This is a genomic window from Rhizobium sp. Nf11,1, from assembly GCF_050587665.1.
Taxonomy (GTDB): domain Bacteria; phylum Pseudomonadota; class Alphaproteobacteria; order Rhizobiales; family Rhizobiaceae; genus Rhizobium.
This window is the reverse complement of record NZ_JBOBHU010000011.1, coordinates 22,105-35,463: the sequence shown is the minus strand read 5'-3', so window position 1 is coordinate 35,463 and position 13,359 is coordinate 22,105. Positions and strand designations below refer to the sequence as shown.

General features: G+C 61.1%; 16 protein-coding genes. 9 read left to right on the top strand and 7 right to left on the bottom strand.

From position 1 onward, the window contains the following. Positions 1-58 precede the first annotated feature (58 nt). On the top strand, positions 59-541 hold the full coding sequence (locus ACQ7C1_RS17485; protein ID WP_430959191.1) for an Lrp/AsnC family transcriptional regulator: 483 nt from the start codon (positions 59-61) through the stop codon (positions 539-541). 47 nt (positions 542-588) lie between these two features. On the opposite strand, the gene ACQ7C1_RS17480 is transcribed toward ACQ7C1_RS17485, so the two are convergent. Then, a complete protein-coding gene (locus tag ACQ7C1_RS17480; protein ID WP_430959190.1) occupies positions 589-1,164 on the bottom strand; it encodes a peroxidase-related enzyme in 576 nt (191 codons plus the stop codon). Beyond that, positions 1,161-1,643, bottom strand: coding sequence for a CMD domain-containing protein (locus ACQ7C1_RS17475; RefSeq protein ID WP_430959189.1), 483 nt, complete (start codon positions 1,641-1,643; stop codon positions 1,161-1,163). The genes ACQ7C1_RS17480 and ACQ7C1_RS17475 overlap by 4 nt, the downstream gene beginning before the upstream one ends. 166 nt (positions 1,644-1,809) lie before the next feature. Between ACQ7C1_RS17475 and ACQ7C1_RS17470 the strand changes: the two genes are divergently transcribed. From ACQ7C1_RS17470 to ACQ7C1_RS17445, 6 genes are read left to right on the top strand one after another with little or no spacing between them, the layout of a single operon-like run. Then, entirely contained in the window at positions 1,810-2,799 is a 990-nt protein-coding gene (locus ACQ7C1_RS17470; RefSeq protein ID WP_430959323.1) for a LysR family transcriptional regulator, read from the top strand. Then, positions 2,796-4,271: an NAD(P)-binding domain-containing protein gene (locus ACQ7C1_RS17465; RefSeq protein ID WP_430959188.1), complete on the top strand. Its 1,476-nt coding sequence runs from the start codon at positions 2,796-2,798 to the stop codon at positions 4,269-4,271. Before ACQ7C1_RS17470 ends, ACQ7C1_RS17465 begins: the two co-directional genes overlap by 4 nt. 9 nt (positions 4,272-4,280) lie before the next feature. Beyond that, the gene (locus ACQ7C1_RS17460) at positions 4,281-5,021 is read left to right on the top strand and encodes an amino acid ABC transporter ATP-binding protein (RefSeq protein WP_430959187.1); all 741 of its coding nucleotides are present in this window, start codon (positions 4,281-4,283) and stop codon (positions 5,019-5,021) included. A 15-nt stretch (positions 5,022-5,036) separates the two neighbouring features. Further along, positions 5,037-5,855: an amino acid ABC transporter substrate-binding protein gene (locus ACQ7C1_RS17455; RefSeq protein ID WP_430959186.1), complete on the top strand. Its 819-nt coding sequence runs from the start codon at positions 5,037-5,039 to the stop codon at positions 5,853-5,855. A 57-nt stretch (positions 5,856-5,912) separates the two neighbouring features. Next, complete coding sequence (locus tag ACQ7C1_RS17450) at positions 5,913-6,620, top strand: amino acid ABC transporter permease (protein ID WP_430959185.1); 708 nt, start codon at positions 5,913-5,915, stop codon at positions 6,618-6,620. An 18-nt stretch (positions 6,621-6,638) separates the two neighbouring features. Then, a complete protein-coding gene (locus ACQ7C1_RS17445) occupies positions 6,639-7,331 on the top strand; it encodes an amino acid ABC transporter permease (protein ID WP_430959322.1) in 693 nt (230 codons plus the stop codon). 30 nt (positions 7,332-7,361) lie between these two features. On the opposite strand, the gene ACQ7C1_RS17440 is transcribed toward ACQ7C1_RS17445, so the two are convergent. From ACQ7C1_RS17440 to ACQ7C1_RS17425, 4 genes are all read right to left on the bottom strand, one after another. Continuing rightward, positions 7,362-8,567: an MFS transporter gene (locus ACQ7C1_RS17440; RefSeq protein ID WP_430959321.1), complete on the bottom strand. Its 1,206-nt coding sequence runs from the start codon at positions 8,565-8,567 to the stop codon at positions 7,362-7,364. Positions 8,568-8,672: 105 nt separating this feature from the next. Then, on the bottom strand, positions 8,673-8,852 hold the full coding sequence (locus ACQ7C1_RS17435; RefSeq protein ID WP_430959184.1) for a hypothetical protein: 180 nt from the start codon (positions 8,850-8,852) through the stop codon (positions 8,673-8,675). Positions 8,853-9,173: 321 nt separating this feature from the next. Further along, positions 9,174-9,449 carry a DUF2934 domain-containing protein gene (locus ACQ7C1_RS17430; RefSeq protein WP_430959183.1) on the bottom strand — a complete coding sequence of 92 codons (276 nt, stop codon included), beginning with the start codon at positions 9,447-9,449 and terminating at the stop codon, positions 9,174-9,176. Between the two features lie 142 nt (positions 9,450-9,591). After that, positions 9,592-10,233 (bottom strand): UdgX family uracil-DNA binding protein, encoded by a 642-nt coding sequence (locus tag ACQ7C1_RS17425; RefSeq protein ID WP_430959182.1) that lies wholly within the window; start codon positions 10,231-10,233, stop codon positions 9,592-9,594. Positions 10,234-10,395: 162 nt separating this feature from the next. On the opposite strand from ACQ7C1_RS17425, the gene ACQ7C1_RS17420 reads away from it, so the two are divergent. Both ACQ7C1_RS17420 and ACQ7C1_RS17415 read left to right on the top strand, forming a co-directional pair. Beyond that, on the top strand, positions 10,396-11,859 hold the full coding sequence (locus ACQ7C1_RS17420) for a phospholipase D-like domain-containing protein (protein ID WP_430959320.1): 1,464 nt from the start codon (positions 10,396-10,398) through the stop codon (positions 11,857-11,859). Between the two features lie 95 nt (positions 11,860-11,954). Continuing rightward, the gene (locus ACQ7C1_RS17415; protein WP_430959181.1) at positions 11,955-12,770 is read left to right on the top strand and encodes an endonuclease/exonuclease/phosphatase family protein; all 816 of its coding nucleotides are present in this window, start codon (positions 11,955-11,957) and stop codon (positions 12,768-12,770) included. A gap of 6 nt (positions 12,771-12,776) precedes the next feature. On the opposite strand, the gene ACQ7C1_RS17410 is transcribed toward ACQ7C1_RS17415, so the two are convergent. Beyond that, positions 12,777-13,352: a hypothetical protein gene (locus ACQ7C1_RS17410; protein WP_430959180.1), complete on the bottom strand. Its 576-nt coding sequence runs from the start codon at positions 13,350-13,352 to the stop codon at positions 12,777-12,779. Between the last annotated feature and the right edge of the window lie 7 nt (positions 13,353-13,359).

Genomic DNA, 13,359 nt, shown 5'->3' with positions numbered 1-13,359 from the left:
TGCATCACCGTCGAAAACTTCACCATTTTTTTGGGCGATTGGGATAAGAATGGGTCATATGATCGATAACAATTTGAGAATCGACGAAATTGATCTGAGAATTCTGACGTGCATGCAGCGGGATTCGTCGCTTTCTCAACGTGACTTGGCTGAGCAGGTCGGACTGTCGCAGAACGCTTGCTGGCGCCGGCTTCAGCGCCTTTATGCGACAGGTGTCATCAAAGGATCGCGCGCCTCCATCGATTTCGAAGCGCTCGGTTATGATCTCACGGTGATCGTGATGATCCGAACTCGCCATCATTCAAAGGAATGGTCGGAAGGATTTCGCAAGCACGTCGACCGGATGCCGGAAGTCGTCGATTTCTACCGAATAGGCGGCGACTGGGACTATCTGATCAAGGTCATCACCAAGGGAATGTCGGGCTATGACGCTTTCTACCAGAAGCTGATAACGAACTTCGATCTTGCGACAGTGACTGGCTATTTTTCGATGGAAGCAATCATCAGCAATCGCGCTGTGGACCTGATGCGCATGCGGTGACGCCCACGCCGAATCCAACAGAATGCTTCAAGCTAATCCAGAAATGTCTAGTCCTTTACTGGTTCGCCAAGCGTATGCATCAGACGGTTCGCCCAGCCGAATATGGCCGACGACAGCACGAGGTCCAGGGCCTCAAGCTCGGAAAGACCGACGTCCGTCAGCGCCTGCGCATCAGTTTGCGTCGCTTCCGGCGGCGTGGTCGACAGATGTGCGGAGAAATCGAAGATGGTTTGAAGGTGCTCATCGAGTTCGGCGTCGAGTCCATCGGCGAAAATGGCGTCGATTACGTCAGTCCGCTTGGTATGGCTGATGAACCGGGAGGCATGGACGGCGGCGCAGTAGACGCAGTGATTGACGACGGAAGCAGCAGTGGCGCCTAGTTCGCGTTCTCCCGGTGAAAGCCCGTCCTTCCCGTACATGATCAGGTTGAACAGGGGTGAGCGGACAGCGAGGGATTCCGGGTCGTGCGCAAGCGTCAGGACGTAAGGGGAGATGCCCTTGTTGGAGGGCGTGACCTGCATTGCCTCCCGCTGCTCGGCTGTCGCGGTTTCAAGATCGACTGGAATGACGTAAGGCTGCCAGCGCGGAACCTGGGTGGTGAAGGTATGGACGACTTCGCTCATTGTCTTCCTCCGATCAGCGCCAGCCCAGCAATGACGCGAGCCTGATAATTTACGAAGGCCGCAAGCTCCGACAGCCGGACGATGTCGGCGTCGGTCATTCCCGCGCTGCGCAATCTTTCTATGTGGTCGCGGGTCGCTTCCCGCGGCGCGACCGTCAGTCGGTCGGCATGGCGGACGATCTCTGCGATGCGCTCATCGGTTGCGCTAGTGCCTGGCTTGGCGAGCGGCGCTGTCGATGCCTCGGCGGCACGTTTGACCAGTTCGTCGTAGTGCTGCGCCAGTTTTTCGCTGTGGTTGTGACGGGCCATACGGGCGGCAAGCGCCGCCCTGAGGCCATGCGACAGGCCGCCGGGATCACGCGGAAGAAGGACTGCGTCGTGGGCGGCTTCGCTGAGGCGCAGGATCTCCGCCCTTTTTTCAATGGCCTCGGCCAGGGCTGAGCCGGGTCTGACGGCGGCAAGAGTTTCGATGAGCGTCAAGGCAGGCTCCTTTGCATCTCGCGGGAGAGCATTAAATAGGTTGAAGTGTCATTATGTCAAATTAGCATGAAGACTTGCAATCCATGCGAAATAATTATCTACTATCTGCTCAATTCTTAGGAAGGTCATGCTTCCAAAGCATGGATGGCGGTGCTTCATGTTGAATATGAATAAAAACCCGTTCGACATCCGGCAGCTTGAAGCCTTCGCGGCGGTGATGTCGGCTGGCAGCGTCACCGGCGCAGCCCGGCTGCTCGGCCGTTCGCAGCCGGCCGTGACGCGGCAGATCCAGGACCTGGAAGGCGATCTAGGCTATGCGCTCCTCCACCGAAGCGGCCCGCGCATCCAGCCGACGTCGCGCGGTCTGCGCTTCCATGCCGAGGTCGAACGTCATCTCGCCAGCCTGACCCACATCCGCGAACGGGCCGAGGCAATCGGTCTTGACGAGCCAGCGACCTTGACCATCGCGGCAACGCCATCCCTTGCTGCAGGAATCCTGCCGCAGGCTTTGGCGGCCGTCTCGCCCGAGCTGATCCCGCGTCATCTCCACGTCCAGGCGCTCGCCGCCGAAAACGTCGTGCAGGCGGTTCTCGCCCGGTCGGCCGATCTTGGCATATCGAGCCTGCCGCTCGAACATCCCGGTCTCGACATCCACTGGATCGCGGAAGCACCGTGCGTGATCGCCATCGGCGCCGACGAGCCTCTCGCCGCGAACGAGGTCGTCCGCCTGGCCGATCTCGCGGAGCATCGCATCATCACGCTCGCGAACCCCTATCGGCTTCGTCATCGCGTCGACGAGGCGCTGGAACGGGCAGGGGTGGCGCCGGATCGCATCATCGACGTCAACGCCTCGCTGACTGCGCTCTCGTTGGTGCGCGCAGGACTTGGCATTGCCATCGTCGAGCCGGCGACCGTCTGCGGCGTGCCCCTCGATGGCGTCGTCATGCGCGTGCTCGACCAAGCCATCCCGTTTCTGTTCGGTGCGATCTCCGCGGCGGCGTTACCGCTCGCGCCGACGGTCGCCGCCGCAATCGATGCCGCGCGGATCGAAGCGTTGAAGATGCCCGGCTGCCGCCTGCTGGAGGCAAATGGCATCGAAACCTTGGCGGACACAGTTTACGGGCAGGCGGCAATTCCCGAAGGAGCGCCCGCATGAGCGATCTCTCCACACATCCGGATAATCTTCACGCCCTCGAAGCGCGTCTTCGCCAGGACCTCGCCTGGCTGGAACTGCCCGCAAAGGCGTGGGTTCCCGCCCGCGAAATTGATGGCCGATCCGTCATCGACGTCGTCATCATCGGCGGCGGCATGGCAGGCCTCGTCGCTTCCGGAATGCTGAAGCGCCTTGGCGTCGCCAACCATGTCGTCTTCGACAAGGCACCCGCCGGGGAGGAAGGGCCGTGGGTCACTTTCGCCCGGATGCGCACCCTTCGTTCGCCGAAACAGCTTACAGGTCCCGCGATGGGACTGCCGGCGCTCACCTTCCGGGCCTATTATGAAGCGCGCTTCGGCAGCGCGGCGTGGGTGGCGCTCGACCGGGCGCCGCGCGAGACGTGGATGGACTACCTGATCTGGTATCGGAAGGTGCTCGAGCTGCCGGTGCGCAACGGCGTCTCGGTCGATGCGATCCTGCCGCGCGACGATGACATGCTCGACCTCGCCTGCAGCGAGAATGGCCGCACGGAAAGGATCATCGCCCGACACGTGGTTCTCGCAACCGGCCGCGACGGTCTCGGCGGCCCCTTCGTGCCCGACATCGCCGAAAATATCGATCGCAAGTTCTGGGCGCACACCGCCGATGCGATCGATTTCGCAGCGCTGCGCGGCAAGCGCGTAGGGGTGATCGGTGCGGGTGCGTCGGCGATGGACAATGCCGCGACCGCGCTCGAAGCCGGTGCCGCCCGGCTCGACATGTTCGTCCGCCGGACGGAACTGCCGCGGATCAACAAGTTCACCGGCATCGGCAGCCAGGGCGTCGTCCATGGCTTCGCCGGACTGCCGGACGAATGGAAGTGGCGCTTCCTCGACTACGCCATGAGCCAGCAGACGCCGCCGCCGCGTGCGAGCGTGCTGCGCGTCAGCGCCTTCGAGCAGGCCCACCTTCATCTCCAAAGCCCGATCACCGGCCTGCAGCAGCACGGTGACCAGCTCGTCGTGACGACGTCGAAGGCCAGCTACCTCCTCGACTTCTTGATCTTCGGAACCGGCTTCAAGATCGATCTGACCAATCGGCCGGAATTGGCAGTCTTTGAACCCCACATCCGACTTTGGCGCGACCGCTTCCCGACGCCGGCCGGGATGGCCAATGCGGAGCTTGAAGGATCGCCGGATCTTGGCGAGGCTTTCGAATTCCTTGAGAGGGAACCGGGTTCCTGCCCGGTTCTCTCGAAGATTCATTGCTTCAACTTCCCGGCGACTCTCAGCCACGGGAAGCTCACAGGCGACATCCCTGCAATCAGCGAGGGCGCCGACCGCCTGGCGCGCGGCGTCGTCCGATCGCTTTTCGTCGAAGACCGCGAGAAGCATTTTGCAAACCTTCAGGCTTTCGACGCGCCGGAACTTCTCGGCGACGAGTGGTTCGATGCCGAGACCGAAGCGCTTCCCGAACTATCTTCCGAAAGGACCTGAGACCCCAAAATGCTTGAGATCAAGAACCTGAAGCTGTCCTACGGTCGCACCCAGATCCTGAATGGCGTCGATCTCTCGGTGAAACGAGGTGACGTGGTTTCGATCATCGGCCCCAGCGGAACCGGCAAGACGACCCTCTTGAAGTGCATCAACCATCTGGCGAAGCCGGCATCCGGAACGATTGCCTTCGATGATATCAGGATGGACTTCGCCCGGCCGGACAAGACCGCCGTTCGGGCGATCCGTCTGCGCACTGCGATGGTGTTCCAGCAGTTCAACGTCTTCAAGAACATGACGGTTATCCAGAACGTCATGGATCCGCTGGTGGTCGTACAGGGCAAGGCCAAGGACGAAGCCCGCGCCATCGCGCTGCAGGAGCTCGAGCGAGTGGGGCTTTCCGACAAGCTCGACAACTATCCGTCGCAGCTTTCCGGCGGGCAGCTCCAGAGAACGGGCATCGCCAGAGCGCTCGCGGTCAAACCTGATGTGATGCTCTTCGACGAGCCGACCTCGTCACTCGATCCTGAACTGGTGAACGAGGTTCTCAAGGTGATCAAGGATGTCACGTCCTCCGGCATCACCTCGCTTCTCGTCACTCACGAGATGCAGTTTGCGAAGAACATCTCGAACCGCATCGTCTTCATGGACCGGGGTGTCGTCGCAGCCGACGGCAGTCCGTCCGAAATCTTCGACACGCCCTCCAACCCGCGCCTCGCTCAGTTCCTCAATTCCGAACGCGCGATCCAGTAAGAAAGGATGCCTGAAATGACTTCCATGAGTTCAATCTCGCGCCGTGGTCTCGGTTTCGCCGTAGCAGGCGTCGCGATCGCCTTCGCAACCGCGTCGTTCGCCGAAGACGTTCGGACGATCAAGATCGCCACCGCGGCGGAATCGAAGCCGCTCTCGTGGGGTGCGATCGGCGTCGAACCGCAGGGCTACGAGCCCGACGTCCTGAAGGCGATCAACGCCAAGCTGCCGCAGTACAAGTTCGTGATGGAAGGTGCTGCCGACATCGCGCAGGAGACGGGTCTTGCGACCGGCAAGTACGATATCGCAACCGGCGGCTACTACCGTGCTCCCGCCCGCGAAAAGCAGTTCCTCATCCCGGAAGCTCCGATCGGCGCCAGCCTGATCAAGATCTACAGCCGCAAGGACAGCGGCATCAAGGAAATGAAGGACCTGGTCGGCAAGAAGATCGTTCCGGTGACGGCAGGTGGCGGCATCTACAAGTTCGCTACGGCGTGGCAGGAAAAGAATCCCGACTACAAGATCGAAATCACCGCTTCGAGCGCCGGCATTCCCTATCCGGATCGCCTGAAGGAGGTGGAGAACGGCAAGTATGACGCGCTGGTCCTGCCGTCGAATCTCGGCGAGCAGACGGTGATCGACCAGCAGAAGCTGAACGTCCAGGCAAGCGAGCCGGTCGCGATCAACAACACTTTCGTACTCATCCATCGCTCGGAAGAGAACAAGGCGCTCGCGGACGGCATCGACAAGGCTTTGAAGGAGCTCAAGGCCGACGGCACGCTCGCCAAGCTCTCGCAGAAATGGTTCGGCGAGGACATCACCACGTACATGAAGTAACGCCGGGAATTTGCAGCCGGCGACCCGGCCCAGAACTGAAAGAAGGAGTGTTCCCAGGTGGACCTATCCATCATGATCCCGGAGCTGCTCTCGGCGCTGCCGCTGACGCTTGCGATCACGTTCACGGCCATGGTCGCCGGCTTCGTGCTGGCGTTGATTACGACGACGTTCCGCGTGCGCAGGATTGCGGTGGTCAGCCAGCTGGCCGACCTCTATGTGTCCTACGCGCGAAGCGTTCCGGTCGTTCTGCAGCTGTTCGTGGCCTTTTATGGTCTTCCGGTGCTTGTCGGCGTTTTCGGCATCGACGACTTCGTCTCGCCGACGATCGCCGCCATGCTCGGCCTCAGCCTCTATCACGGCGGCTATCTGTCGGAAGTCATGCGTCCGGCCTTTCTCGCCGTCGAGCGCGGCCAGCATGACGCGGCCGACAGCCTCGGTTATACGTTCCAGCAGAAGCTGGTGCGCGTCGTCGCGCCGCAGGCGGTGCATATCGCGCTTCCCGGCTACGGAAACTCGATCATCTACCTCATCCATAATGTGGCTCTGGTCATGTACATCGGCGCCGCCGACGTGATGGCGACCGCCCACCTCGTCATGGAGCGGGACTACAATCAGTATCAGTTCGAAACCTATCTCGTATTGGCGGTGCTGTACTCGGTACTTTGCCTCATCGCCTGGGCGATCGTGCGGCTCTTCGAGCGCCGCTCCGGCAGGTACGTCCCGGGCGAAAAGGCAGCACGTGCCCCGCTGATGGCCAGCATCTGATCGAGGAAGGAAATCATGATTTTCGACAGCGAAGTTCTTCTCCCCGACCTTTATGAGATCCTGGGCGCGGTGCCGCGGACGCTTGTCATGGCCCTCGCTATCTTCGTCTTGTCGACGGTCGTTGGCAGCCTGTTCGCCATGATCGAGTATCGTCGGGTGCCGGTCCTTCGCCAACTCGTCGTCGCCTACAAGGTGGCATTCAAGGGCGTCCCGATGGTGGTGGTGATCTTCCTTGCCTATTATGGACTTCCGTCGACGCTGCAGTTCCTGACCTCGCTCGTCGGCGTGGAGTATAATGGTCACTCGACGCCGAACTGGGTGACGCTCATCGTCGCCCTGACGGCCTGCGTCGCGGCCTTCCAGGCGGAGCTGGTCAAAGGCGCGCTGAACTCGTTCGACACGGGGCAGGCGGACGCCGCCTATTCGCTCGGCTACAAGAAGAGCCAGCTCTTCCGCCGGGTCATGCTGCCGCAGGTGATCGTCGCCGCCATCCCGGATCTCGCCAACTCCTTCATGGTGATCATGAAGGCGCTGTCGCTCGGCTTCGCCATCGAGGTGGTCGACATCTTCGCGCAGTCGCAGCTGACCGCGGCGCTGAACTTTTACTACCTCGAAGCCTTCCTGGTCGCCGTGGTGATCTACATGGTGATCGCCTATGCCGTGACCCAAATCGCCGACAGAACGGAACGGGCTCTCAGAGTCCGGACCTGAGCGGCATGCGCCCACTGCAAGCAAAGCACTTCAGGATTCCTCGGGCGGCTTGAGGTGGCGGAACTGCAGCAACAGCAAGAGGTCGTATATGATCTTTAGGCCGGCACAGATGACAAGCGGCCAAGCCCGATAAGACGCGGCGAAAAGAGCGCCCGCCAGTGCAGGGCTGGCCGCCGATGCGAGGCTGCGCGGCACCGATGTGAAGCTTGCGGCGGCGGCTCGCTCCGCCTCGGTGACAACAGCCATCACGTAAGAAGACCGGGTTGGCACATCCATCTGCGAAAGCGCGGCCCGAACCAGCAGCAAGGCAAGCACCAACGGCAAGGTGGGGGCGAATGCGGCAAGGGCGAGAGCTACGCTTGATGGAATGTGGGTGAACACCATGGTGTTCACGAGTCCAATCCGCTTCGATAGCCGGGCGGCAACAGGAAACGAAAACGCCGACAGAACACCCGTCCAGAAGAAAAACACTCCAGCCTCGGACAGCGAAAGATCGAATCGTTCGAACAGCCACAGCGCGAGCAAAGACTGCACAACGAAACCTCCAGCGAAGGCATCGAGACTGAAGAGGGCTGCGAGCTTCATGACGATGGCGCGCGAAGGCCCGAGTGCGGCTGGCTTGTGCTCTTCGTGCGTCACCGGGCGAGGCGGTATGCGGGCATAAAGAAGGCCCCCGAGAATGCCAACGAGCGCATAGAGAACGAACATCAGCCTGAGCGAACTCAGTTGCGTCATCCCGAACCGCGTGATGAGGTCAGGCAGCGCAGCGGCAAGCGCGCCGCCGGCGCTTGCAAGCGCCCCGACGAGGCTGTAGCGCGCGAACATCCTCGTTCGGTCGACGCTGGTCACCTCCCGGGCAAGGACCGCATGTTCAAGCGGCACGAAGATGCTCACGCTGCCTGCCGACGGGTTGATCGTGCCGGCAAAGGCGATGGCGAGCAGCAGCGCATAATCGTCGATCATGGGCATGGCGACACCGGTGGCCACCATCAGGCCGGCGGCTGCCAAAAGCAGCCGGCGGAGATCATGATGCGCGCCGAGAAATCCGATGATGATCGTCAAAAGTGCGGATCCGAAAAGGGATGCCGTCGCAATGACACCGACCTGCAGGGGCGAAAATCCAAGAGCAAGGAGATAGACCGGCAACAGGATGGCCACGAAACCGTCGCCGAAGTCGCGCAAGGAGCGCGCCGCAAAAAGCCAAATCGCCGGCTGAACGCTTCGCGCCTGTCCCATTGTCGTCGATCTCATCCTGCTTTCCGAAAATCAATTCCGATTTTCGGGCCGATGCGCCAGGCCCACCCTACTTTCTAACCGTGCGTGGGCGCCAGCCGAGAACCGTTATTTCCGCTGGAATTTCTGCGACGCTACGAAGGCGCGGCCGATGTCGAAGGAGGGCAGTTGCAGCGGCGTACGGGAATCGCGAAAAACCAGTCCGACGAGGTTATCGATGACGAGGATAAAGCCGAGCGCCAGACCGAGATAAAGCAGAGCGGCGATGAGCACGAGCGATATTTCCATGGCTCACACGATCACATTGGGAGCGTGGCTGCGGGCGGCAAGAGGCGTGACGAAGAGCATTCGGATACGATCGTTCATGGCTGCCCCCCTTATTTCGCCACAAACAGTCTTTGTATGATCTTGTTCCCGGCTTGCGGGCGAAGCCTCAAATTTTTTGGAAGCTTCAAAGCTTGCAGCGTCATCCGGCCTTTGTTCACCCCCCCGCGCGGCAAGCCCGCCTACAATCTCTCTTAAGACCCAACTAATTCAGGGATATGACAAAGCACAGCCGAAGGGCGTCGCAACGACGCCCTTTTTTGAATGTGATCGGTATTCCAGCAGTCAGGATGCCGTCTTGCGGCTCACCGTCCGCTTGGGCGCCGGCGTGACGACGCCATTCGTCTTGGCGCCTGTTGCGGCACGCTTCGTGACCGTTGCGGCGCGCTTGGCCTTGGGTTTGGCTTCTTTGCCGTTGGAGGGGGCAGCAGAGCCTTCGAGCGCTTCGCGCTCGTGCCGGGCCTTTTCCCAATGGATGGAATCTCGCCCTGTCGGGTGGCCCTCTTCTTCCCAAAGGGCGTATGCACGTTTTTTGATCCACTCTTCGCGAGTTTCTGACATCGCTGATCTCCAGTCACATAATGCCGTCGTTCGAACGCGATACTGCCAGGATGGTTCCAGAGGAGGAGCGCCGTTTCAAGCGAAATCGAACTGCAACCGCAAATATTTCGCATTGCAGCATATCAAGGTTGAGAATCGGCATTCACCGAAGCTGAAATTCCGTCGCCCTGTGCAGATCTGACACGAATGCCTGGCGCTGCCTTTGCTGCTCGGCCTCATCACGGATTCTCAGGAGATAGGAGGGGTGGATGGTCACCAGAACCGGCGGGTGGTTTGCAGGCTGCAGGACATGACCGCGCTCGGGCGTCAATTTCGCCTTCGGCCCAAGCAGCGCGTAAAGAGCGCTTGCGCCCAGCGCCACCACGAGTTTCGGTTGCAGGATGTTGAGCTCCGCGCCGAGCCACCAGGCGCAACGCCTTATCTCGCCGGCATTGGGTTTCGCATGCAGCCGTCGTTTGCCGCGCGGCGTGAACTTGAAGTGCTTGACGGCATTGGTGACGTAGCAGCGTTGACGATCCAGACCGGCCTCATCGAGACAGAGGTCGAGCAGATGCCCTGCCGGGCCGACAAAGGGCCTGCCGGTGATATCTTCCCGGTCACCGGGCTGCTCACCGACAAGGACGATCTCGGCCTTTCCCGGACCTTCACCGAAGACGATCTGCGTCGCATTGCGATAGAGGTCACAGCGGGTGCAGTCCTCGGCCTGATGCCGGAGTTCGGCAATGCTTTCGGCATCCGCGACTTCGAGCGCCAAGGCAGGACCGACGCTTGCGGCGATGTTCATGATGGCGATCCTCATCTTCTGAGGAGGAATCGATCTCAACCAGGATTGTTCCCGCGATCGAATGGCCCACTCCCGGCAAAATAATCCCGAGGAGAAATTTCGCGCCATGGGGGAGCGGCGGCATAATTGAACGCCGCCGTTTCGCGGCTATATTGGCCAGCGATGTTCTATCTCCTGTCGACCTACTGGCCGCATATTCTCTTTGTCGTTTCGATCGCCATGGGAGCCGCGGCGGCGATCCATGCCGCCATGACCAAGGAGGAGGTGCGCGCGGCAATCGGCTGGGTCGGCGTCATCATCCTCTCGCCTGTTGTCGGTGCGCTGCTTTATGCGATTGCCGGCATCAATCGCATTCGCCGCAAATCGCTGAGCATTCGCCGCGACGCCCTGCTGCTCGCGCCCGGGACCGACGAACTGGAGACATTCGACGCCGACGCCGAGACCGTGATCAGCCAGTTCGGCCGCCGCTTTGCGGCGCTGCAGACGCTTGGCGACCGCGTCACACGCAACCCGCTGACATCAGGCAATACGATCGACATGCTGGAGACCGGCGACGAGGCCTATGCCGCGATGAAATCCGCCATCGATGAAGCGGAGCGCAGCATCCTGCTCGAAACCTACATCTTCGACCGTGACGTCATCGGTCTGCGCATCGCCGATGCGCTGATTGCCGCGGTGAAGCGGGGTGTGAGGGTCCGGGTGCTGATCGATGCCGTTGGCGCGCGTTATTCGGTGCCGAGCATTCTCGGCCATCTCAAGGAGGGCGGCGTCACCGTCGCCGTCTTCAACGGTAATGTCATCATGGGTTTGCGGCTGCCCTATGCCAATCTGCGCACCCACCGCAAGATCCTGATCGTCGACGGACGCATCGCGCTGACAGGCGGCATGAATATCAGGGCGGGTTTCAGCGAGGAGGCGACGGGCGAGACCTTTGCCCGTGATACGCATTTCAGCGTCACCGGCCCGGTCGTCGCCGATCTCTTCGATCTTGCCGCCGAAGACTGGCGGTTCACCACCGACGAACTGTTGAACGACGAGGTGTGGCGCATCGAACCGCCGCAGCGCAGCCCCGGCGACCCCATCCTGATGCGCATCGTCGCCTCAGGGCCGGACCGCAGCCTCGAAACCAACCATAAGATGCTGATGGGCGCCTTTTCCGTTGCGCGTCAATCGATCCGCATCATGTCGCCCTATTTCCTGCCGGACCGCGAACTCATCAGCGCCCTGGTGACGGCGGCGCGGCGCGGCGTTGAAGTCGATATCGTCGTACCGGCTCTCAACAATCTCATGCTGGTCGATCGGGCGATGACGGCGCAATTCGATCAGATTCTCAAAAATTATTGCCGCATCTGGCGCTCGAGCGGCAGCTTCAGCCATTCGAAGCTTTTGACGATCGACGGCACCTGGGCCTATGTCGGCTCCTCCAACCTCGATCCACGTTCGCTCAGGCTGAATTTCGAGGTCGACCTCGAAGTGCTGAATGAGGGCTTTGCCGCCGAGATCGACGAGCATATCGAAGAAATCCTGAAATCGGCAACGCTGGTGACGCTGGACGGCTTACGCGCGCGGCCCTTCCCGGTGCGGCTGATCGAGAAGGTGCTGTGGCTTGGTTCGCCCTATCTCTGACTGATTTTTTGCATTCCGACATGGCAAGTTCCGCGCGGCCGCCTATACTGCCGAGTGAGTAGCCTCGTTGATCAACGGAACAAGTGCGCTTCCCAATGCACGCCAGGAAAGACAGTCTTCCCGCCAGCATTCTCGCCTCGATCAGGAGCAGGAAAAAGCGGCTTGACGCAGCGCATATGGAGGCAAGGCCGCGTAGCGCCGGAACGTTGATCGCTTCCTACAATGTCCACAAGTGTGTCGGTACCGACCGCCGCTTCGATCCGGAGCGGACCAGCCGGGTGATCCATGAAATCGGCGCCGACGTGATCGCGCTGCAGGAGGCCGACACACGTTTCGGCGAGCGCACGGGCATACTCGATCTCGGCCGGCTGGAGCGGGAGACGGGGCTGATCCCTGTGCCGGTCGCCGGCATGGCGAAGGCGCATGGCTGGCACGGCAACGTCGTGCTGTTCAAGAAGGGGCTGGTGCATGATGTGCACCAGGTGAAACTGCCGGGGCTGGAGCCGCGCGGCGCCCTCGTCGTCGAAATCGAGCTGGAAGAGGGCGGCGCGCTGCGGATCATCGCCGCGCACTTCGGCCTGTTGCGCCACAGCAGAGCCCAGCAGGCCCGGACCCTCGTCGAACTGATCAACGACAGGCATGAGATGCCGACCATCCTGCTCGGCGACCTCAACGAATGGCGGCTCGGCGACCGCTCGTCGCTGAACACATTCCAATCCGCCTTCGGCGAGCTGCCGCCCGCCGTGCCGAGTTTTCCCGCCGGCCTGCCGCTTCTGGCGCTCGACCGCATCATCGCCAACCGCAAGGGCATCATCTCCGAGGTGGAGGCGCATGATACGCCGCTCGCCCGCATCGCCTCGGATCACCTGCCGATCAAGGCGCTCGTCGACCTGACGCCGGTGGGTGGGTAGCACCTCTCATTTGGAGCGGAAAGAACCGATGAAACGGCAAAACCGCTGGGCCCACAGCTGCGGATCGATGACTTCGGGTGAGCAAGGCGCAGTCATTCGCTCAAGCCGAGGCAAGAGGAACGCAGCCCAATCGTCAACATCGCCTTTGCTGAAATAGGGCAGCCAGACATCGGAGGGGATCTCCCATTGTCGCGGATTTGCTCGCGCAAGGTCGCCGAGCTTGACCAAGACAGTTCCGCCGTTGTCTCCAACGACTTCGATTTCCGAATCAGGATCGGGCCTGGCAAGACGCGCGATGATGGTTTCTTCCAGAGCTTTGCCAAACGCGCGATCCGCCTCGTCTAGGCGGCGAAGTCTTCTAATGTCACCAGCGGAACCGGAGCCCTCGGTCATGTTGATCGTAAACTTCGCGCCGATCAAGCTGTTCGAATATTGCGAAACCTGCAGCCAACAAACCCTTCTCCCCCGGGCAAAGCTGCACTTGCCGGCCGTTTGCGATTCCCAGCCAAGCGCACGAAATTTTGGAGCCAGCAGCGACCGCATATGCCGGTGAAAGTCTTTGCTTTTCAGGTAGTCGCGCATGCCTCTG

Bases quoted from the DNA above. Each gene is read 5' to 3' on its own strand.
- ACQ7C1_RS17410 (WP_430959180.1), bottom strand. From the start codon at position 13,352: ATGCGCGACTACCTGAAAAGCAAAGACTTTCACCGGCATATGCGGTCG.
- ACQ7C1_RS17480 (WP_430959190.1), bottom strand. From the start codon at position 1,164: ATGAGCGAAGTCGTCCATACCTTCACCACCCAGGTTCCGCGCTGGCAG.
- ACQ7C1_RS17485 (WP_430959191.1), top strand. From the start codon at position 59: ATGATCGATAACAATTTGAGAATCGACGAAATTGATCTGAGAATTCTG.
- ACQ7C1_RS17430 (WP_430959183.1), bottom strand. From the start codon at position 9,449: ATGTCAGAAACTCGCGAAGAGTGGATCAAAAAACGTGCATACGCCCTT.
- ACQ7C1_RS17425 (WP_430959182.1), bottom strand. From the start codon at position 10,233: ATGAACATCGCCGCAAGCGTCGGTCCTGCCTTGGCGCTCGAAGTCGCG.
- ACQ7C1_RS17440 (WP_430959321.1), bottom strand. From the start codon at position 8,567: ATGGGACAGGCGCGAAGCGTTCAGCCGGCGATTTGGCTTTTTGCGGCG.
- ACQ7C1_RS17420 (WP_430959320.1), top strand. From the start codon at position 10,396: ATGTTCTATCTCCTGTCGACCTACTGGCCGCATATTCTCTTTGTCGTT.
- ACQ7C1_RS17470 (WP_430959323.1), top strand. From the start codon at position 1,810: ATGAATAAAAACCCGTTCGACATCCGGCAGCTTGAAGCCTTCGCGGCG.
- ACQ7C1_RS17435 (WP_430959184.1), bottom strand. From the start codon at position 8,852: ATGGAAATATCGCTCGTGCTCATCGCCGCTCTGCTTTATCTCGGTCTG.
- ACQ7C1_RS17455 (WP_430959186.1), top strand. From the start codon at position 5,037: ATGACTTCCATGAGTTCAATCTCGCGCCGTGGTCTCGGTTTCGCCGTA.
- ACQ7C1_RS17460 (WP_430959187.1), top strand. From the start codon at position 4,281: ATGCTTGAGATCAAGAACCTGAAGCTGTCCTACGGTCGCACCCAGATC.
- ACQ7C1_RS17465 (WP_430959188.1), top strand. From the start codon at position 2,796: ATGAGCGATCTCTCCACACATCCGGATAATCTTCACGCCCTCGAAGCG.
- ACQ7C1_RS17415 (WP_430959181.1), top strand. From the start codon at position 11,955: ATGCACGCCAGGAAAGACAGTCTTCCCGCCAGCATTCTCGCCTCGATC.